At 64.8% G+C, this 20501-nt stretch carries 18 protein-coding genes and 1 pseudogene; 10 read left to right on the plus strand and 9 right to left on the minus strand.

What is annotated here, in order from left to right; genetic code table 11:
- Window positions 1-71: 71 nt before the first annotated feature.
- Both ACVW1B_RS34150 and ACVW1B_RS34155 read right to left on the minus strand, forming a co-directional pair.
- On the minus strand, window positions 72-359 hold the full coding sequence (locus ACVW1B_RS34150) for a DUF3551 domain-containing protein (protein ID WP_375166783.1): 288 nt from the start codon (window positions 357-359) through the stop codon (window positions 72-74).
- Between the two features lie 172 nt (window positions 360-531).
- Window positions 532-1503, minus strand: coding sequence for a Bug family tripartite tricarboxylate transporter substrate binding protein (locus ACVW1B_RS34155; RefSeq protein WP_057015345.1), 972 nt, complete (start codon window positions 1501-1503; stop codon window positions 532-534).
- A 204-nt stretch (window positions 1504-1707) separates the two neighbouring features.
- On the opposite strand from ACVW1B_RS34155, the gene ACVW1B_RS34160 reads away from it, so the two are divergent.
- Window positions 1708-2127 carry a VOC family protein gene (locus ACVW1B_RS34160; RefSeq protein ID WP_057015344.1) on the plus strand — a complete coding sequence of 140 codons (420 nt, stop codon included), beginning with the start codon at window positions 1708-1710 and terminating at the stop codon, window positions 2125-2127.
- Window positions 2128-2336: 209 nt separating this feature from the next.
- Window positions 2337-3917, plus strand: coding sequence for an AMP-binding protein (locus ACVW1B_RS34165; protein WP_253605905.1), 1581 nt, complete (start codon window positions 2337-2339; stop codon window positions 3915-3917).
- A gap of 102 nt (window positions 3918-4019) precedes the next feature.
- Here ACVW1B_RS34165 and ACVW1B_RS34170 read toward each other — a convergent pair whose 3' ends face one another.
- The 4 genes and pseudogenes from ACVW1B_RS34170 to ACVW1B_RS34185 form a co-directional block, all read right to left on the minus strand.
- Entirely contained in the window at window positions 4020-5309 is a 1290-nt protein-coding gene (locus ACVW1B_RS34170) for a cytochrome P450 (RefSeq protein WP_456793381.1), read from the minus strand.
- Window positions 5310-5553: 244 nt separating this feature from the next.
- The gene (locus tag ACVW1B_RS34175; protein WP_092080939.1) at window positions 5554-6651 is read right to left on the minus strand and encodes an HD-GYP domain-containing protein; all 1098 of its coding nucleotides are present in this window, start codon (window positions 6649-6651) and stop codon (window positions 5554-5556) included.
- A gap of 291 nt (window positions 6652-6942) precedes the next feature.
- Window positions 6943-9229 (minus strand): annotated as a pseudogene (locus ACVW1B_RS34180) (molybdopterin cofactor-binding domain-containing protein).
- Window positions 9226-9717, minus strand: a complete 492-nt coding sequence (locus ACVW1B_RS34185) for a (2Fe-2S)-binding protein (RefSeq protein ID WP_026192016.1) — start codon at window positions 9715-9717, stop codon at window positions 9226-9228. Before ACVW1B_RS34185 ends, ACVW1B_RS34180 begins: the two are co-directional and overlap by 4 nt.
- A gap of 309 nt (window positions 9718-10026) precedes the next feature.
- Here ACVW1B_RS34185 and ACVW1B_RS34190 point away from each other — a divergent pair, with 309 nt between their 5' ends.
- The 3 genes from ACVW1B_RS34190 to ACVW1B_RS34200 all read left to right on the plus strand — a co-directional run bounded on the left by ACVW1B_RS34190 (window position 10027) and on the right by ACVW1B_RS34200 (window position 11961).
- The gene (locus ACVW1B_RS34190) at window positions 10027-10815 is read left to right on the plus strand and encodes an alpha/beta fold hydrolase (RefSeq protein ID WP_253605899.1); all 789 of its coding nucleotides are present in this window, start codon (window positions 10027-10029) and stop codon (window positions 10813-10815) included.
- Entirely contained in the window at window positions 10812-11147 is a 336-nt protein-coding gene (locus ACVW1B_RS34195; protein WP_253605897.1) for a hypothetical protein, read from the plus strand. Before ACVW1B_RS34190 ends, ACVW1B_RS34195 begins: the two co-directional genes overlap by 4 nt.
- Before the next feature lie 139 nt (window positions 11148-11286).
- A complete protein-coding gene (locus tag ACVW1B_RS34200) occupies window positions 11287-11961 on the plus strand; it encodes a dienelactone hydrolase family protein (protein ID WP_253605896.1) in 675 nt (224 codons plus the stop codon).
- Between the two features lie 131 nt (window positions 11962-12092).
- Here the strand turns inward: ACVW1B_RS34200 and ACVW1B_RS34205 are convergent, their stop codons facing one another.
- From ACVW1B_RS34205 to ACVW1B_RS34215, 3 genes are all read right to left on the minus strand, one after another.
- A complete protein-coding gene (locus tag ACVW1B_RS34205; RefSeq protein ID WP_168856621.1) occupies window positions 12093-12848 on the minus strand; it encodes a polysaccharide biosynthesis/export family protein in 756 nt (251 codons plus the stop codon).
- Window positions 12849-13032: 184 nt separating this feature from the next.
- On the minus strand, window positions 13033-13689 hold the full coding sequence (msrA, locus tag ACVW1B_RS34210) for a peptide-methionine (S)-S-oxide reductase MsrA (RefSeq protein WP_069278970.1): 657 nt from the start codon (window positions 13687-13689) through the stop codon (window positions 13033-13035).
- Between the two features lie 130 nt (window positions 13690-13819).
- Window positions 13820-14137, minus strand: a complete 318-nt coding sequence (locus ACVW1B_RS34215) for a hypothetical protein (RefSeq protein WP_016842666.1) — start codon at window positions 14135-14137, stop codon at window positions 13820-13822.
- Window positions 14138-14510: 373 nt separating this feature from the next.
- Here ACVW1B_RS34215 and rpsT point away from each other — a divergent pair, with 373 nt between their 5' ends.
- The 5 genes from rpsT (at window position 14511) to recF (ending at window position 20472) form a co-directional block, all read left to right on the plus strand.
- Entirely contained in the window at window positions 14511-14777 is a 267-nt protein-coding gene (rpsT, locus tag ACVW1B_RS34220; RefSeq protein WP_057015335.1) for a 30S ribosomal protein S20, read from the plus strand.
- 1227 nt (window positions 14778-16004) lie between these two features.
- Complete coding sequence (gene dnaA / locus ACVW1B_RS34225; RefSeq protein WP_057015334.1) at window positions 16005-17435, plus strand: chromosomal replication initiator protein DnaA; 1431 nt, start codon at window positions 16005-16007, stop codon at window positions 17433-17435.
- Between the two features lie 264 nt (window positions 17436-17699).
- Window positions 17700-18818, plus strand: coding sequence for a DNA polymerase III subunit beta (gene dnaN, locus ACVW1B_RS34230; RefSeq protein ID WP_074126563.1), 1119 nt, complete (start codon window positions 17700-17702; stop codon window positions 18816-18818).
- Between the two features lie 78 nt (window positions 18819-18896).
- Window positions 18897-19262, plus strand: coding sequence for an endonuclease domain-containing protein (locus ACVW1B_RS34235; RefSeq protein WP_076824746.1), 366 nt, complete (start codon window positions 18897-18899; stop codon window positions 19260-19262).
- A gap of 73 nt (window positions 19263-19335) precedes the next feature.
- Entirely contained in the window at window positions 19336-20472 is a 1137-nt protein-coding gene (recF, locus tag ACVW1B_RS34240; protein ID WP_456822761.1) for a DNA replication/repair protein RecF, read from the plus strand.
- Window positions 20473-20501: the final 29 nt, after the last annotated feature.

Here is a 20501-nt window from a genome sequence, read left to right on the forward strand (position 1 = left end):
GCATGGACCCGACGCGAGGGACGAACGTCAGGAACAGTGGCGACAGACTGCCTTGCAGTGATGCCGCAACGCTAGTCGGGATATACGGTCCGGTGCCGACGCTGATAGCGGCCCGGTGGTGGCGGCGGCGGTTCGCTGAACAGGAAGCGCGGATTCTCGCCGCAATAGAGATAGCGGCCGGACACGCTCGCGAGGCATTGCTGGTAGGTCCGGTAAGCGCATTCGCCGGGATAACCCAGGCTCGGGCCCTGCGCGCACCATGGGTAGTCATAAGGATCGGCGGAAGCGGGCGTGATACCCGCCGCGCCTGCGAGCGTCATCGTTCCCAGAACAAGCATTGCCAATCCCGATGCGCGCATGATCCGGCTCCTCGGACGCCGCAGTTAGCCAGGTGCGGCATCTTTGATAAGGTTCCTGAAGGTCATTTTATTCCGCGTCAAGGGCCGACGAATCCGGCTTCGGCCAGGGACCGGCTGTACCACGCGGGCCACGTTTGTCCCGCGCGATCCAGCATCGCGCCTCTTGCGGGGCCTACTCTACCTTGAGGCCGGCGAACTCGACCACCTTCTTCCACTTGTCGGTCTCGGCCTTGATGTCGTTGCCGAAGGCTTCCGGCGTCTGGATCAGCGGATCGCCGCCGAGCTCGACCAGGCGCTTCTTCATGTCGGGTTCAGCGAGCACGGCGTTGATCTCGGTGTTGAGCCTGGCGATAACTTCCTTCGGCATGTTCTTCGGCGCGCCCATGCCGAACAGCGCGCTCGCCTCGTAGCCCTTCACGGTTTCGGCGACCGACGGAACATCGGGCAGTTGCGAGGATCGCTCTGTTGACGTCACAGCCAGCGCGCGCAGCGCGCCGGAGCGGATGTGCTGGATGATCGAGGGCATGTTGTCGAAGATCACCTGCACCTGGCCGCCGAGCATGTCGGTGATCGCGGGCGCGGCGCCGCGATACGGCACGTGCTGCATCTTGCAGCCGGTCATCGCCATGAACATCTCGCCGGAGAGATGCACCGAGGTGCCGTTGCCGGAAGAGGCCATGTTCACCTTGCCGGGATTGGCCTTCACATATTCGATGAACTCGGCGACGGTCTTGGCCGGCACGTCCTTGTTGACGGTCATCACGTTCGGCACGCGATTGAAGGAAGCAACCGGCGCGACGTCGCGCACGAAGTTGAACTTCAGATTGGCGTAAAGCGAGGCGTTGATGTAATTGGCCGGATTGACCAGCAGCACGGTGTAGCCGTCCGGCTCGGCATTGATCGCCGCCTCGGTGCCGATATTGTTGCCGGCGCCCGGCTTGTTCTCGATCACGAATTGCTGCCCGAGCCTCTCCGACAGCCGCTGCCCGACCAGGCGCGCGATGATGTCGGTGGCGCCGCCCGGCGGATAACCCACGATCCAGCGCACCGGCCGCGCCGGATAGTCGGCAGCGGAAGCGCGGCCGATCGCGAATGTCGAAATCCCCGACCCGATCAGGCCCAGCGCGGTACGGCGTGAAATCATGAAGCTTCTCCCAATCCAGCAGGGTTTGGCGCCCTGCCCGTTTCTGTTGCGTTGCGTGCGGCGCGGTTTTAACAAACAATGCCTGAAGCGACCAGTGCGACACGTGCGCCGCCGACCGCGACGAAAGACTAAGCTTCGGCTCTGATCGCACCAGAACCGGCGACCACATCGCTCGAAAGTACTCTGGACCGAAGAGGATCGATCATGTCCGTCAAGGTAAATGGCCTCGACCATCTCGTGATCAACGTCACCGATGTCGTGCGCTCGGTTGCCTGGTACAGCAGGATCCTCGGCATGGAGGTGAAGGTGTTCGACCCCGGCAAGGGCAAGACACCGCGCACCTCGCTGGTGTTCGGCAACCAGAAGATCAATGTGCGGCCGCGCGATGCCGACAAGGTGGACTGGTTCACCGCCGATCACGAAGCGGCCGGCAGCGACGATCTCTGCTTCCTCACCTCGAGCACGCCCGAGGAAGTGGTCGCACATCTGAAGGCCAATGGCGTCAGGATCGAGGAAGGCCCGGTGGCGAAGCAGGGCGCGCGCGGCACGCTGCGCTCGGTCTATTGCCGCGACCCCGACGGCAGCCTGATCGAGATCTCGTCGTACGAGAAGAACGCGACCTAGCTCTCGTTCGTCCTTGCGAGCCGGCGCGGCGTGCGAATGCGCGCCCGATGACGGATGCCGCGAATAAGTCGAACTCTTCCGCGCGGCGGAACAGATTGCTTCAGCGCAAAACCGCTTTGCAAATCCCGATTTGCTCTCGGCGCACACCGATGGCAGAACTGCTCCCAACCAAGACCAATGGCGGCCGACAAGGCTGCGCGGGAGGACATATGGCCAACTCGAATCCAGCACCAGGCGTCGTGGGACCGTTTGCGGGGCTCGACGTGCCATGGCTGCTGCGGATGCGCGCCGAGGTGCGCCGCGACCATCCATTCCTGATCTGGGCGCCGTTCGACGCGCCGGCACGGCGCTGGAGTTACGGCGAATTCCATGAGCGGGTCGGCGCGCTGGCTGCGGGCCTTGCGAAGCGCGGCATCCGGCAAGGCGACTACGTCCTGATCCATCTCGACAATTGCGTCGAGGCGATCATGTCGTGGTTCGCCTGCGTCGAGCTCGGCGCCATCGCGGTCACCACCAACACCCGTTCCGCCGCCGCCGAGATCGAATATTTTGCCGGCCATTGCGGCGCGGTCGCCGCGATCACCCAGCCGGCCTATGCCGAGCTGATATCGGCCAACTGCAAGGGCCTGCGCTGGATCGCGGTGACCTCGCACGACGCCGGGCAAACGCCGGCACAACCGCCCGCGCGCGGCGACAGTTTTGACGCGCTGTTTGCCGACGGTGCCGACCGGCCACGTCGCCCAACCGATCCACTCGCCCCCTGCAGTGTACAATACACCTCCGGCACCACGTCGCGGCCGAAGGCGGTGCTATGGACCCACGCCAACGCGCTGTGGGGCGCCAAGATCAACGCCGCGCATCAGGATCTGCACGCCTTTGACGTGCACCAGACCTATCTGCCGCTGTTCCACACCAACGCGCTGGCCTATTCGATGCTGGCGAGCCTGTGGGTCGGAGCGACCTGTGTGATCCAGCCGCGCTTCTCGGCGAGCCGCTTCTGGCCGGTGGCGCTGGAGCACGGCTCGACCTGGACCTCGACGATCCCGTTCTGCATGAAGGCGCTGCTCGAGCACGAGGTGCCGAAGAAGCACAAATTCCGGCTCTGGGGCACTGCCGTGAACGAGCCGCCGGCATTCGCGGTGTTCGGCATCAAGATCATCGGCTGGTGGGGCATGACCGAGACCATCACCCACGGCATCATCGGCGAGGTCGATCAGCCCAACACGCCGATGTCGATCGGCCGCGCCGCCCCCGAATACGAAATCCGCATCGTCAATGACGACGGCGCGCCGACCGGCGTCGGTGAGACCGGCAATCTCCTGATCAAGGGCATTCCCGGCCTGTCGCTGTTCGCCGAATATCTACACAACGAGACGGCCACGCGCGAGAGTTTTGACGAGCACGGCTACTTCATCACCGGCGACCGCGTCACGATGCTGGAGCGCGGCTACATCAAGTTCGGCGACCGCTCCAAGGACATGCTGAAGGTCGGCGGCGAGAATGTCGCGGCCTCCGAGATCGAACAGGTGATCGCGGTGGTGCCGGGCGTACGCGAAGCCGCCGTGGTGGCGAAGAAGCATCCGATGCTGGACGAGGTGCCCGTCGTCTTCATCATCCCGCAAGCCGGCGTCGCCGCGTTGCCCGTCGACCTCCACGACAACATCATGGCCGCTTGCCGTGCAGGCCTCGCCGACTTCAAGCTGCCGCGCGAAATCCGCTTCGTCGACGAGATGCCGCGCTCGACGCTGGAGAAGGTCGCGAAGGCGGAGCTCAGGAAGATGCTGGAGTGAGGCGGACTTGATCGCGTCATTCCGGGGCGATGCGTTAGCATCGAACCCGGAATCTCGAGATTCCGGGCCTGGTCCTTCGGACCATCCCGGAATGACAAGTACTCAATTCACCTCGAACCGGATCGGCAGCTTCTTCGGGCCGTTGACAAAATAGGCCTGCGTCATCTTCACCTCGCCGTCGAGCGACAGCGACTTCAGGTGCGGCAGCAGTTCCTCGAACAGGATGCGCATCTCGAGCTTGGCGAGGTACTGGCCGAGGCAGAGATGCGCGCCATAGCCGAACGCGACATGGCGATTGGGCTTGCGATCGCTGCGGAAGCGATCGGGGTCCTCGAACACCTCCTCGTCGCGATTGCCGGAGGCGTAGCACAGCATCAGCCAATCGCCCTTGGCGATCTTGCGGCCGCCGAGCTCGGTATCCGCGGTGGCCGAGCGCATGAAATGCTTGACCGGCGTCATCCAGCGGATCGACTCGTCGACCAGGCCCGGGATCAACTCCGGGTTGGCCTTCACCTTGGCGAATTCCGCGGGGTCCCTGGCCAGCGCCCAGATCGCGCCGGCGGTCGAGGATGAGGTGGTGTCGTGGCCCGCCGTCGCGACGATCATGTAATAGCTGGTCTGATCGTGCTCCGGCATGTACTCGCCGCCGATCTTCGCGTTGGCGATGACGGTGGCGAGATCGTCGCGCGGGTTCCGGCGGCGATCCTCGGTGATCTTGCGGAAGTAGGCGGAGAAGTCGGCGATGATCGCCTGCAGCATCGCGGAGACCTGCTCCGCGCTCAGCGCGTCGCGGACGCGCGCGGTGTCGGGATCCTGCGGCCCGAACAGCTCCTGGGTCAGCTTGAGCATGCGCGGCTCGTCCGCCTCGGGCACGCCGAGGATCTCCATGATGACGTGCAGCGGATAGCCGAGCGCGACGTCCTCGACGAAGTCGCAGGCGCCGCCCCTCGCGAGCATGCGCTGCACCGTGGCGCGCGCGATCTCGCGGACGCGGGCCTCGAACTTGCCGAGATTGGCCGGCATGAACCAGCCCTGCGTCAGCGCGCGATATTTCGGGTGATCGGGCGCGTCCATCTGCACCAGCGAGCGCACCAAATTGGGCCCGCCCGTGATCTTGCGAACGCGCTCCTCGAGCGCCTGCGTCGTCAGGGTGGTCGGCCGATCGGCGTTGTGGAACAGCTCGTTCTGCCGGCTGATCGCCTGGATATGGGCGTGCTTGGTCACCACCCAGAACGGATCGAACTTCTCGGGCCGCGCGATGCCGAGCGGATTGTTGGCGCGCAGCCAGCGATAGCTGTCGTGGATGCGGTCGTCCGCATAGGCGACGGGATCGACGACGGTTGCCGCGATGTCGGCGGGGATGTCGAAATCCCCGGTCGTTGCCGTATCCATGATCGTCCTCACCCGTCAAAGCATCGGTCTTGCCGATGATCACCGGAATCTAGGCGGAGGTAAGGAGCACGACTTGCGTTGATTGGCTAGGATCCCCGCCAAATGGCGTCATTGCGAGGAGCCAACGGGTCGCGCGAACGCGCGCCCTATGACAGGCTCCGCGACGAAGCAATCCATCGGCCCGCTCACGCGGAGCAATGGATTGCTTCGCTTCGCTCGCAATGACGGCGAAAACCGTTGGAGATCAATAATGCCCGAACGCCACCGGGCGGAACGCCTGCAGCAATTGCTGGTCGAGCTTGCCGCCCATCTCCTCCATCATGGAGAATGCCTTGGCGTGGGTGAACTGCAGCCGGTAGGCGCGCTTCTCGACCAAGGCGGCATAGACATCGACGATCGTGGTGACGCGGACGATGTCGCTGATCTGGTTGCCGCTGAGGCCGTTGGGATAGCCGGTGCCGTCGAGGAATTCGTGATGGTGCAGGATCACGTCGAGCATTTCCGGCGGGAAGCCGCCCTGCGCGGACAGCGCCTCGTAGCCGCGGCGCGGATGCTCGCGCATCTCGGCCATTTCCTCCACCGTCAGCGCGCCGGGCTTGTCGAGCAGCGCGACCGGCACGAAGGCCTTGCCGACGTCGTGCAGCAGCGCGGCGCGGGCGAGCCGGCGCTGATCGTCGTCGCGCATGCCGAGATGCTGCGCGAAGGCGACCGCAAAACCGGTCACGAACAGGCAGTGGCGATAGGTCTCCTGGTGATGGCAGCCGACCGTGGTCAGCCACTCGCGCAGCGAGTTGTGCTTGATCGCCTTGAGGATCTTGTTCTCGGCGGCGACGATGTCCTCGAACTTGAGCGGCTCGCCGGCGCGCATCCGCTCGAACATCTTGACCATCACGCCGTGCGCAGCTTCGACGCCGCGGTTGAGCGCCTTGCCGCGATCGGTCTCGTCATAACCGCTGTCGTCGGGGAAGGCGGCGCGGATGCGCTGCAGGATGCCGCGCGCATCGAACGGCCGCGAGATCGTGTCGGTGGCGCCGAGCGCCCAGGCCTGCATCGAGGCGTGATGCAAGGCATCCGCCAGCACGAACAGCCGCGGCATCTCGCGATAGGCGTCGGCCTGCAGCTTGGCGCGGACGAGTTGCACGGCTTCGGGCGAGCGCAGGTTGATGTCGACGACGATGCCGGAGAGATCGCGGGCCGGCTGCTCGGGAATGTCAGAGGTCGGAACGGTATCGACCTCGCCCACCGAACGCAGGATGTTGGCGAGCTCGTTGCTCTGATCGCTTCGATCTGACGCCAGCAGGAGGCGGCGCTTCGAAGTCTGGTTGTTGGCTAAGGCTGTCATGAAATCCCCGTCGCGGTAACGACCGACGCCGGGACGCTACCTGACGATGCGTTCCCTCCGACTTAATGGGGATGCTGAACGGCGCTTAAGCGCAATGGATACAATTTGAGGGATCGCCGAATCCGCCAGCAAAATCAGGCCGGCCGGAAATCGATGCAGTTGCGCAGATCGGCAGCGAATCATGAATTTTTGCGGCGTCGAAGTTGATGCCGTCACTGCCCGGCCGACGCGCGAAGCAAAGAAAAACGCCGGAGAGCTCGTGCTCTCCGGCGTTCTTGTTCGTTCAGGCCGTTACGCCTTCATCGCAGCCTTGACGGCTTCCGCGGTGATCGGCAGGCCGCGAACGCGGGCACCGACCGCGTTGAAGACGGCGTTGCCGATCGCCGGCGCCACCACCGTCACCGCGGGCTCGCCGACGCCCGTCGCCTTCTCGCCATTGGCGATGACGTTGACCGCGACTTCCGGCAGCTGGCTCATCCGAAGCGGTGTGTAGCTGTCGAAGTTGGTCTGCTCGATGCCGCCGTCCTTCAACGTCGCCTTCTCGAACAGCGCCAGCGACATGCCCCACAGCGCCGCACCCTCGACCTGGGCCCGGATGCCGTCGGGATTCACCTGCGTACCAACGTCGGTCGCAACCGTCAGCTTCTTCACCGTCACCTCGCCCGACGGGGCGACCGCGACATGGGCAACGCAGGCGGTCCAGCTCGCCGTGGCGCGCTCCTGCGACGACACGCAGGCGACCCCCATGCCTTCGCCCTTGGGCAGCTGCTTGGTGCCGTAGCCGGCAAGACCCATCGCAGCGAGCAAGGTGTTGCGGAGACGCTGCGCGCCGCCGTCATTCTTGCCCTTGCCGTCGAGCAACGAGATGCGCAGCTGCGCCGGGTCCTTGCCGGTCGCATGCGCGATCTCGTCGATCATGCTTTCGACCGCCCAGAACGTCCAGCCCGGCGCCACCGAACGGAGCTGACCCGACGGGGTGGCGTTGTGCGCCATCTCGTTCTTGATCGCCCGCACATAGTGGTTGGGCACGGTATAGAAGAAGTCCGCTCCGTTCACGGTGAAGGAGTCGAGCGGACCCTTCTTGTCGACCGACGGTGTCAGGAAATCGGGGATTCCCCAACGCGCGGTCGGCCAGGCCGAGACCACGTCGTGGCTCATCGCGACGATCTTGCCGTCGCCATCCATGCCGGCTTTCACCTTCTGGTAGGTCAGCGGACGCGAGAAATCCATCGTCATGTCGTTTTCGCGCGTGTAGATGACCTTGACCGGCTTGCCGACGGCCTTCGCCGCCTGCACCGCGGGCACCATCATGTCGGCGTCGAGACGCCGGCCGAAGCCGCCACCCAGCCACATCTGGTGCATCACCACGAACTTCGGATCGATCCCGGCGGCGCCGGCCGCGATCGCGCCGGAGCGCGTCGCGAACTGGTTGCCGGAATAGATGTGCAGGATGTCGCCCTTGAACTCCGCGGTGGCGTTCATCGGCTCCATCGGCGCGTGGATGTTGATGTTGGTGGTGTATTCCGCCTCCAACAGCTTGGCCGCCGAGCCGAAGGCCGCGTTCGGATCGCCGTCCTTGACGAAGAACTCTCCGGAATCGCTGAGCCCCTGCAGCCGCTTGGCCTCGGCGAACAGCGATTCGCTCGACAGTTTTGCGTTCGGGCCGCCGTCATAGCTGATCTTCAGCGCCGCCGCGGCCTTCTTCGCCTGCGCATAGGTGTTGGCGACCGCGACGACCCAGCCGGTCGTGGTTGTGGTCTTGTCGTCGAGGGTGACGGCCTTGATGAAGCCGGGGCAGCTTCTTGGCCGCGCTATCGTCGACCGACTTCACGGTGGCGCCGTAACGCACCGGCGGGGTGACCAGCGCGCCGTGGACCATGCCCGGCACCATCACGTCGATGCCGTACTTGGCCGTGCCGTTGGTCTTCGACGGGATGTCGAGCTGCGGCACCGAGACGCCGATCATGGTGTACTGGTCGGGCGTCTTCAGCTTGATCGCCTTCAGGTCATCCGCCGTGAAGGTCTTGGTCGCCTTGCCGCTCTTCACCACTTCGGCGAACGACATCGACTTCTTCGACTTCGCGTGGCTGATCTTGGAATCGCGCACCACCAGCTCGCCGGCCGGCACGCCCATGGAGGCCGCCGCCGCCTCGGTCAATGCGATGCGGCCAGCTGCGCCGGCGCGGCTCATCGCATCGAAGTTCATCATCGTCGACCAGCTGCCGCCGGTGATCTGCGCGCCCAGCACGGGATCGTTGAACTTCGGATCGTTGGAGGCGAGCTGAACCCGCATGTCCTTCCAGTTCGCGCCGAGCTCTTCGGCCACGATCTGCGCCATGGTCGAGGCGACGTGCTGGCCCATGTCGGCCTTGCCGCAGGTCACGGTGACGAGGCCGTCGGGCGCGATCGAATACCAGACGCTCGGCTCGAAGTTGGCGGGTGCGGGCGCCGCGAGCGCCTGGTCGATGCCGGACGCGGAGTAGCCGAGCACGAGGCCGGTTGCAGCGGTGCCGACCAGGAAGGAACGGCGGCTGAGATCGGTCGTCTCTGGCGCGAGGTTTTTCACGTGCTTGTTCATGTGGCCCTCCGCTCGGATCCGGTGGCCGATGCGGTGCGCATGTCGGACGCAGCGCGCATGATCGCCTTCTGGATTCGTGAATAGGTCATGCAACGGCAGAGATTGCCGTCCATATGCGCGACCACTTCTTCCTTGGTCGGGTTGGTGTTCTTCGACAGCAGCGCCGCCGCCTGCATGATCTGGCCGGACTGGCAGTAGCCGCATTGCGGCACCTGCTCGGCGACCCAGGCCTTCTGCAAGGGATGATCGCCCTTGGCGGAGAGGCCTTCGATGGTAGTGATCTTCTTGCCGACGGCGTCGGCGACCGAGGTCTGGCAGGACCGCACCGCTTCGCCGTTGACGTGAACCGTGCAGGCGCCGCACAGACCGGCGCCGCAACCGAATTTGGTGCCCGTCATCTGCAATTGCTCGCGGATGACCCAAAGCAGCGGCGTGTCATTGGCCGCCTCGACGGACATATTCCGTCCGTTGATATTGAGATTTGGCATCTCTCTCCCCTTCCGGTGTAGGAAGCCGCTTACGGCGGCAACTCACTGTTGGGTCTTGGCCGGCGCCCACCGGGTAAGCGACAGTTGCCGAAACAATGATCCGGTTCCCGGCTGGAGGCAATCCAATTTGGAATTGCTCGAAAAGAATAAATTTCCGAAGATGACTGTTGTGCGATGCGGCAACGGCATGACGCTTTTTGGAATGGCAGCGTTGGTGTCTAATCGCCAGGCGCTTGCTCAAAGCGTCGGCAGCAAGCGCCGGCAACGCCGTCCGACGACAGCGGCGAGAGAAACACAAGGAGCCCGTCAATGGCCAAGCTCAACCGCAACGGCGTCGAGATCTACTACGAGGTTCACGGCAGCGGCCCGCCGCTGATCCTGACCCACGGCTATTCCTCGACCTCGGCGATGTGGCAAGGCCAGATCGAGGCGCTGTCGCGGCGGCACAAGCTGATCCTGTGGGACATGCGCGGGCACGGCCAGTCCGACTATCCCGACGATCCCGATGCCTATAGCGAAGCGCTGACGATCGACGACATCGCCGCTCTGCTCGACGCCGCCGGCGCCGACAAGGCGATCGTCGGCGGGCTGTCGCTCGGCGGCTACATGTCGCTTGCCTTTCATCGCGCCCATCCGGAACGGGTGCGGGCGCTGCTGATCATCGACACCGGCCCGGGCTTCAAGAAGGACGACGCCCGTGAGGTCTGGAACAAGCGCGCCCGCGAGACCGGCGACCGCTTCGACCGCGAAGGGCTCGAGGTGCTTAGATCGTTGAGCGCCGAGCGCGCGTCGGTCACCCATCGCAACGCCAGGGGCCTCGCGCTCGCGGCGCGCGGCATGCTGGCCCAGCGTGATGCACGGGTGATCGAATCGCTGCCCGGGATCCAGGCGCCAGCGCTGGTTGTGGTCGGCGCCGACGACACGCCGTTCCTGGCGGCGTCCGATTACATGGCGGCGAAGATCCCCGGTGCACAGAAGGCGGTGATTCCGAACGCCGGCCATGCCGTCAACATCGACCAGCCGCAGGCCTTCATCACCGCGGTGCTGCCGTTCCTGGATGGCCTTGAGGCCGGCGCGCCGGGAAAGACCGCGCCATGAAGTCAGTCGCCGTTGCCTTGTTGCTGACTGCGGCCACGACAGGGGCGAACGCGCAGAAGCTGCCGTTCGTCACAGCCCCGTCCACTTTCACCGCGACGCTGTCCAACACCACGCCGCTGGCGTTCGGCATGGGCGTTGCGGACGCGCAGCGCGCGCTCGGCACGCCGCTCACCTATGTCAGCGGACGGCCCGGCAACGAGATATTCCTGACCTTCCGCGACCTCGGCGGCAGCGGGCTGTTTCCGCACCACGACCGTCTCTTCCTCCAATTCCGCAAACACCGGCTGACCGGCTGGAAGGCCGACTGGGGCGAGAACTGGATGTGGCGCTAGAGCATGGTCCGGAAAAGTGCGAAGCGGTTTTCCGAAAGGCCATGCTCAAACGAGAGCTAAAGCGCGATGACGATGTCATCGCGCTTTGGACCTCATCATCGAAAGCTTCATGCAACCCCCAAACTGACAAGGATGGACCATGGGACAAGACATCAAACTGAAAGCTTCCGACGGATTTGAACTCGGCGCCTACCGCGCCGATCCTGCCGGCGCGCCGAAGGGCGCGGTCGTCGTGATCCAGGAGATTTTTGGCGTCAATCACCACATCCGCTCGGTCTGCGACCGGCTGGCGAAGGAAGGCTATGCCGCGGTTGCACCTTCGATCTTCGACCGCATCACGCCGAACTTCCAGAGCGGCTATTCCCCCGACGAGATCGCCGAGGCGCGGAAGTTCGTCGCCAATCCGGACTGGGCCGCAATGCTGCGCGACACCCAGGCGGCGATCGACGCTGTGAAGTCGGTCGGTCCGGTCGGCATCATCGGCTTCTGCCTCGGCGGCAGCGTCGCCTATGCTGCCGCCACCAAGCTGGCCGGGCTGTCCGCCGCGGTCGGCTATTACGGCGGCGCCGTCGTGCGCTTCGCCGACGACAAGCCGGCGGTGCCGACGCAGCTACATTTCGGTGAGAAGGATGCCGGCATTCCCTTGAGCGATGTCGAGACCATCAAGTCGAAGCGGCCCGAGGTCGAGGTCTTCATCTATCCCGGCGCGCAGCACGGCTTCCATTGCGACGAGCGCGCCAGCTACGACAAGGCAAGCGCCGACATCGCCTGGCCGCGCAGCATGGAGTTTTTCGCAAAGCATCTGAAGAAGTGACGCTGCAAGCGTCATTCCGGGGCAATGCCCAGTATCGAACCACAGATGCGCAATTGCGCATCGGGGAATCTCGAGATTCCGGGTCTGGTGCTAACGCACCATCCCGGAATGAAGAAGGACACTATCCTTCTTCAGAACCAGCGCTCGCCGACGAATACCGTATCGCCCGGGCTCATCGGCGTGCCCAGCGGCACCACAAAGCGCCCGGAGCCGGACGCATCGGTGTGGGTCAGCGTCACGCTGTCGCGGCGGGCACGCGGCGAGAAGCCGCCGGCAATCGCGACCGCGCTCTCGACCGTCATGTTCGGCACGTAGGGATATTGGCCGGGGGCCTGGACTTCGCCGAGGATGAAGAACGGACGATAGGACTCGATCTCGACCGCCACCGAAGGCTCGCGGATATAGCCGTTGCGCAGCCGTGCCGAGATTTCGCCGGCAAGCCCGGCCGGCGTGCGGCCGCGCGCCGGCACCGAGCCGATCAGCGGCATGGTGATCGCGCCCGCGGCGTCGATCGCATAGGAATTGGTCAGGCCTTCCTGGCCGTAGACCACCACGCGAAGCTTGTCGCCGGGGCCAAGGTGATAGCCGTTGTCGTAACCGGCGGGGGGTCCACCCGGGGAGGCGGCGGCATAGACGACCGGGGCGGCGGCCGGTGCGGCATAGCCATAACCAGGGGACGTGCTGGCGAAGGCGGAACGCAATGCGCTGATCGCACCGCCGCCGCCTGCATCGGCAACCGGAGCGGGTGCGTAGGCCGGGCCGTAGGTGACGGCATCGACGCCTTGCGGGCCGACGGCGACGGGACCGGACGTGCTCATGCAGCCAGACAGCGCGAGCGCAGCCACAACGGCAGTGATCGGCAATCGTAACGCGCGTGCAACCGGCACCGGACCTATCCCTCAACGGCGAGACAGGCCCAGTCTTGCACCACTTATGGTTAACAAAAGGTTTTCGAGGATCGAGCGGGAGGCCGGAAAAGCCGGCCTCCCATTGGCTTGGAGCCGTACCCGGGAAGAGCGCAAACCGGTTTTCCGGAGCGAGCTCTTTCTCAACAAGACCTCAGCAAGGCGGTCAGGCGGTGACGCCGACGCCGATCGGGCAGGACACGCCGGTGCCGCCGAGCCCGCAATAGCCCGCCGGATTCTTGGCGAGGTATTGCTGGTGGTAGTCCTCGGCGAAGTAGAATTCACCGGCCGGCGCGATCTCGGTGGTGATGGCGCCGAGGCCCTTGGCGGCAAGCGCCTTCTGATACATCGCCTGCGACTCATCGGCGGCTTTGCGCTGCGCGTCGCTGAACGTGTAGATCGCGGAGCGATATTGCGTGCCGATGTCGTTGCCCTGGCGCATGCCCTGCGTCGGGTTGTGGTTCTCCCAGAACGTCTTCAGCAGCTTCTCGTAGGAGATCTTCTTCGGGTCGAACACGACCAGCACCACTTCGGTGTGGCCGGTGCGCCCCGAGCATACTTCCTCATAGGTCGGGTTCGGCGTGTGGCCGCCGGCATAGCCGACCGCAGTGGTGTAGATCCCCTCGCCGAGTTCCCAGAATTTGCGCTCCGCGCCCCAGAAGCAGCCGAGCCCGAAGACCGCCTGCTCGAGGCCTTGCGGATAAGGCGGCTGCAACTTGCTGCCATTGACGAAATGGGTGGTCGCGGTCGGGATCGGCGTCGCGCGGCCCGGCAGCGCCTCGGCGGCGCTCGGCAACGCGGTGGTCTTGCGCATGAACAACATGGACACCTCCAGGCGGGACATCGGCCGACGCGGCAACGGCCTGCGGGCCGGCTGTCACCTATATATGTCCTTACGCGGATGATGGCAGCCCCGTTACGGGGCGCTGCAGCCAAGGCGGGCTGCCGACAAGTCAGTCGCGCGCGTAGCCGATCAGGGGCTTACGCGGCCGGAACAGGATCATCAGCAGGATGCCGGCAATGCCGAGCACCGCGAATACCGGCTGCTCCAGAAGCAGGCGGATCACGTCATTCCAGAGCCAGGGCGCGAAGCGATCCACCCAGGCATGGAATGCCTGCTGGCTCGACTGGTGGATGTCGTTCCAGAACTGGCCGAACTGGGTGAACCGCAGGCTCTGGTCGGCGACGTAGCGGGCCCCGTCATAGACCATGAAGATGAAGCTGCCGGCCAGCAGCAGAAGGCCGATCAGACGGAAAAAGCCGCGGATCATGCGTCACCCTAACTCCCAGTCGCGCCCCACGCGTCGTCAGGCCTTACCGGGCGCCCCCCGGAAATTCAACCTCTTCAGCGGCTTATCCGGCCCCCGCAGGGACGATTTCGGGCCCTTTTGGGGTCCCGAAAGCGTTGACGCTTAAGCCCGCGCCATCTATAAGACCGACCGATGGCGGCGGGCGCAATCCTGCCGCCGCTGTTCTTTGGACAGTGCCGCATGCGGAGGCAGCATTTTGCGCTCTTCGCATGGCCGCCTCAAGGACACCCAAGAAAACCACCTTGGACAAATACATCAGAGTTGAGATTTGAACCGGCCGGTGCGCGCAAGCCCGACCACCGAGCGATCACCGCCGAAGGACAGTTAGAGAACCATGGCCAACACCACCTCCGCCAAGAAGGCGACCCGCAAGATTGCCCGCCGCACCATCGTCAACAAGTCGCGCCGCACGCAGATGCGTGGCGCGGTGCGCACCGTCGAGGAAGCGATCAAGAGCGGCGACCGCGAGGCGGCACTGAAGGCGATGAGCCGCGCCGAGCCCGAGCTGATGAAGGCAGCGCAGCGCAACATCATTCACAAGAACCTCGCGAGCCGTAAGGTGTCGCGCCTCACGCAGAGCATCGCCAAGCTCGCGAAGTAACGGCTTGCCACCAGAGCTGACTGGAAAACACATTTGTCACGAAGCCCGGCTCGCGCCGGGCTTTTTGTTTTTGTCTCGACTTTTGTCGTGGAAGTTTCATAGCGCGAGAACACTTCGCGTTGCCGCGCAACGAACTGCGTGTCATGTTTCGTCGCGTCCGTAGTTCTACCGGCTCGACATGCTTAACGCGCCGCACTCGCCCACAGATTGTTCTTCGCTAAGCTAGATAGATGGAATAGCGCGCGAGCATTTCGCGGACGAAACTTGCGAAGCGGGGTTACCCTGCAAAAGTAATCGAGAAAAATGACGTCTCGCGAATTACTTATGCACATAGCGCCGAACAGCGATTGGAAAAATGACCGGCGCGAGACCAAATGTAAATTTTCTATGAAAAATTTTTGGTATTGCACCGTCGTTTGTGACACGCGTGAATCTGTGCGCTGATTCAAAAACTTGCTTTCGCAACTCAGCATCGGCAACGCCGCAACAGTCGCGAAGAGTCTCGATCCCCGTCGAATCCACGGATTGTCAGAAAATCAGCTTGGTGTATTTATTTCTTGTTCGCGACGCCCACGGCTCTCCAGATCAGCGCGGTTTGAGACCCAGGGGCGGACGCACAAATCGGCGGCGGTGTGTGCGTTAGCGACGCTTTCCAAGCGAAGCTGAATTGACGGCTCATAGCGATATGAGGACGGTCGACCTGTGTCAAAATTTCTCCGGCGATGTCCCCGGCAATTTGGGGGATCGAACAAGAGAGACCAGGACGTCAGTCGGAATTTGGCAGCGGGAACGCGGAGCGAGTGAACGGGTTGACGACGACACGGCGGCGGCGAAGCGCCGGGCATTTCGGTGTTCGGTAGCAGCAGTTCGAATTTGAAGACACGAGCAAGCTGACAACTTGCCGCGATACGTCGCGGCGGGAGGGGGAGGTCATATGGCTTACGGTATCATCACTGCAGTCGAACCAACGACAGCCGAAGCGCAAATTTCCAGTGGTGCCGTAATCAACCCCTCGGACGTCAGCTCCCACCCGAAGCGTCCGTCGAGTACGCGCTGACCTCGCGGGGCGCATCTTCTCCAAACAGCTGATCTGTCGGGTGGCGCATGGACGCCACACGGGAGAGCTTTGTCCGGAGCAGACCGCGCCCGCTAGAGGTCGCGCCGCGGCAGGAAACCTGCACGGCGCTTTCGCAACGATCATCTCTCAGACTTGGAAGTACGAAGGCAATGACGAACACGGAACAGGATCGCTGGTCGCGGGTGAAGGGACGTTTGCGGACGAGCGTTGGCGAGGACGTCTACACGAGCTGGTTCGCTCGGATGGATCTGGAGAGCGTGCACGACGAGAGCGTGCACCTGTCGGTTCCGACCCGGTTCCTCAAGAGCTGGATCCAGGCGCACTATGCCGAACGCGTGCTCTCCTGCTGGCAGGCCGAGATGCCCGAAGTGCATCGCATCGACCTCACCGTGCGCTCGGCGATCCGCGCGACGGCTCCGGTGAAGGAAACGGTTGCGCCCGTCGAAGTGCGCCGCATCGAGCGCACTGACGGCCGGCTCGTGCCTGAACTGCGCTCGGTTGCGACCGCGCCGGTGTCCGCGAGCCACGACGCGCTCGGCGGCTCGCCGCTCGATCCGCGCCTGACCTTCGCCAGCTTCGTCGTCGGCAGGTCCAACACGCTGGCTCATGCGGCGGCCCGCCAGGTCGCGGAAGGTCGCCGCGGCGATCCCGTGATGTTCAACCCGCTCTACATTCATGCCGGCGTCGGCCTCGGCAAGACGCATCTGCTGCAGGCGGTGACCTGGGCCGGCAATTCCGGCGGCGAGCGCAAGGTGCTGTATCTCACCGCCGAGAAGTTCATGTACGGCTTCGTCGCGGCGCTGAAGACGCAGACGGCGCTGGCCTTCAAGGAGGCGCTGCGCGGCATCGACGTGCTGGTCATCGACGATCTGCAGTTCCTGCAGGGCAAGTCGACGCAGGCCGAGTTCTGCCACACGCTGAACGCGCTGATCGATGCCGGCCGCCAGGTTGTGATCGCAGCCGACCGTCCGCCGTCGGATCTGGAAAGCCTCGACGACCGCGTGCGCTCGCGACTTGCGGGCGGCCTCGTGGTCGAGATGGGCTCGCTCGGCGAGGAGCTGCGGCTCGGCATCCTGAAGTCGCGCGTCGCCGCCGCCCGCGCCCACCATGCGAGCTTCGATGTACCGGAGGAAGTGCTCGACTATCTGGCGCGCACCATCACCCATAACGGCCGCGACCTTGAAGGCGCGATCAATCGCCTGCTGGCGCACTCCAAGCTCAACAACCAGCCGGTGACGCTGGAGATGGCCGAGCGCGAGGTGCGCGACCTGATTCGCCCGCAGGAGCCGAAGCGGATCAAGATCGAGGACATCCAGCGCGTGGTCGCCCGGCAGTACAATGTCAGCCGCTCCGACTTGCTGTCGTCCCGCCGCACCGCCAATGTGGTGCGCCCGCGCCAGGTCGCGATGTATCTGGCGAAGACGCTGACCTTGCGCTCGCTGCCGGAGATCGGCCGGCGCTTCGGCGGCCGCGACCACACCACGGTGTTGCACGCCGTGCGCAAGATTGAGGCACTGGTCGCCAAGGACACGGCGCTGTCGGAGGAAGTCGAATCGCTGAAGCGCCAGCTGCAGGAATAGGGCCGCTTCATCCGGCCGGATCGTTCCATAGCCCTCCCCTCGCCAAAGGGGAGGGCTAAACTTTTTTCCGACCCAAAACGTGGGGAACGGGGCTCGTTTCGCGCCCGTATCCCTTGCACCGGCCGCCCATCCGCGCCACCTTGCGGTCCCCCCGTGGGTTTGATCAAATCCGGTATTGATCCGGCTTTTCGGGTTTCCAATGCCGCGGTGCTGCCCTGAACGGCCGCCCGGCTTTTCCATCTGAGGGATCTGGCGGGTATTGCAATGAAGGTCACCGTCGAGCGCGCGCAACTCCTGAAATCGCTGGGTCACGTTCACCGCGTGGTCGAGCGCCGCAACACCATCCCGATCCTCGGCAACGTGTTGATCCGCGCCGAGGGCGCCAAATTGTCGCTGAAGGCGACCGACCTCGACCTCGAGGTGACGGAGACCTTGGCCGCCGAGACCGGAACCGCCGGCTCGACCACGGTGCCCGCGCACATGTTCTACGACATCGTCCGCAAGCTGCCCGACGGCTCGCAGATCGTGCTGGAAGCCGACGGCGACCGCTCGGTGCTGGCCGTGCGTGCCGGCCGCTCGCGCTTCACGCTGCAGACGCTGCCCGAGAGCGACTTCCCGGGCCTTGCCGCCGGCGACATGACGCATTCGTTCTCACTGCCGGCGTCCGACATCAAGCGCCTGATCGACCGCACGCAGTTCGCGATCTCGACCGAAGAGACCCGCTACTACCTCAACGGCATCTATCTGCACGCGGCCGGCAGCGCCAAGGCGGCGACCCTGCGCGGCGTTGCGACCGACGGTCACCGGCTGGCGCAGATCGACCTCGCGCTGCCCAAGGGCGCAACCGGCATGCCCGGCGTGATCGTCCCGCGCAAGACGGTCGGCGAGGTGCAGCGGCTGATCGAGGGCGACGACGCCGAGATCTCGATCGAGCTGTCGGACGGCAAGATCCGCTTTACGCTCGGCAATGTGGTGCTGACCTCGAAGCTGATCGACGGCACCTTCCCGGACTACGGCCGCGTCATTCCGCAGAACAACGACAAGGAACTCGTCGTCGACAAGAAGGATTTCGAGGCCGCCGTCGACCGCGTCTCGACGATTTCCAGCGAACGCGGCCGCGCGGTGAAGCTCGCACTGTCCGCGGGCAAGCTGGTGCTCTCGGTCACCAACCCGGATTCCGGCAGCGCCACCGAGGAGCTCGAGGTCGAGTACGCCTCCGACGCGCTCGATATCGGCTTCAACTCGCGCTATCTGCTCGACATCGCCGCCCAGATTGAAGGCGAGGTCGCAGTGCTGAAGCTCGCCGATCCCGGCTCGCCGACCCTTGTGCAGGACCGCGACAGCAAGGGCGCGCTCTACGTGCTGATGCCGATGCGGGTGTGATGACCCTCTCTTCACGAGCAACTGCACCCTCTCCCCTTGTGGGAGAGGGTGGCGCCGCAGGCGCCGGGTGAGGGGTTGGTGCCGCGAACGCCGCACCATCGACCGACCGATGAACGCCTCCGCAGCTTCGCAAAGAAGATGCGCCGGGAGCCGACTGACGCGGAAGCGAAGATGTGGCGCCTGCTGCGCGATCGGCGCCTGTCGCACTTGAAATTTCGAAGGCAGGTTCCATTTCGAAATTACATTCTCGACTTCGCGTGTTTCGAGAAGCGCCTCGCCATCGAGATCGATGGCGGTCAGCACGCTTCGTCGCCGCGTGATGCATCCAGGACTGACGCGCTTGCGGCGGAAGGCTTTCAGGTCTTGCGCTACTGGAACAATGACGTATTGCGGACGCCCGGGGCGGTGCTGGAAGACATTGTCGCCAAGCTTGCCGAGCTGTGAGATACCCCTCACCCGTCGCCTCACTTCGTGAGACGCCACCCTCTCCCACAGGGGGAGAGGGGAAGGAAGAGAGATGACCCCGTCCCGCATTCACCGCCTGTCGCTGACGCATTTCCGCAATTACCGGACGGCGACGCTGCAGGTCGCCGGCGACATGGTGGTGCTGGTGGGGCCGAACGGCGCCGGCAAGACCAATTGCATGGAAGCGGTCTCGTTTCTGTCGCCGGGCCGCGGCCTGCGCCGCGCGACGCTGGAGGACATCGCCGACAACCAGGGCGACGGCTCCTGGGCGGTCTCGGCCGAAGTCGAGGGCGCGCTCGGCCTTGCGACGCTCGGCACCGGTATCGATCCGCCGACCGGTGACGCCGGCAACACAAGGCGCTGCCGCATCGACCGCGAACCGGTGGGGTCCGCAACCGCGTTCGGCGATCATCTGCGCATCGTGTGGCTGACGCCGGCGATGGACGGCCTGTTCATGGGCGCCGCCTCGGAACGGCGGCGCTTCTTCGATCGCCTGGTGCTGGCGATCGATTCCGAGCATTCCAGCCGCGTCTCGGCACTGGAGCGCTCGCTGCGCTCGCGCAACCGGCTGCTCGAGGTGCGCAGCTATGACGACCATTGGTGTGACGCGATCGAGCGCGAGACCGCCGAGCTTGCGGTCGCGGTCGCCGCATCGCGGGGCCAGACCGCCGCCAAGCTCGCCGTGATGCTGCGCGAGCGCGGCGCTGCCTCGGCCTTCCCCTCCGCCGAGATCATGCTCGACGGCTGGATGGAGAACGCACTGCTGCAGGAGCCCGCAACGGCGGTGGAGGACCGCTACCGCGAGATCCTGCGCGCGAGCCGGCCGCGCGATGCCGCCGCCGGCCGCACGCTCGACGGCCCGCATCTGACCGATCTGCAGGTGATCTACGCGCCGAAAAGCATGCCGGCGCGTGACGCCTCGACCGGCGAGCAGAAGGCGCTTTTGATCGGGCTGGTGCTGGCGCACGCCACGATGGTCGCGGAGATGACCGGCATCGTACCGCTGCTGCTGCTCGACGAGGTCGTCGCCCATCTCGATCCGAACCGCCGCAAGGCGCTGTTTGACGAGCTCGCCAAGCTCGGCGCGCAGGTCTGGATGACCGGCGCCGATCCCGCGGCGTTCGTCGATATCGGCCCGCTGGGGGAGATTTTCGACGTCGAATCCGGCCGCGCGACGCGGCGCGGCTGAGGGTGCGGAATCTGCTCCGAGAGGGGCCC

Source organism: Bradyrhizobium sp. USDA 4502 (assembly GCF_054063355.1).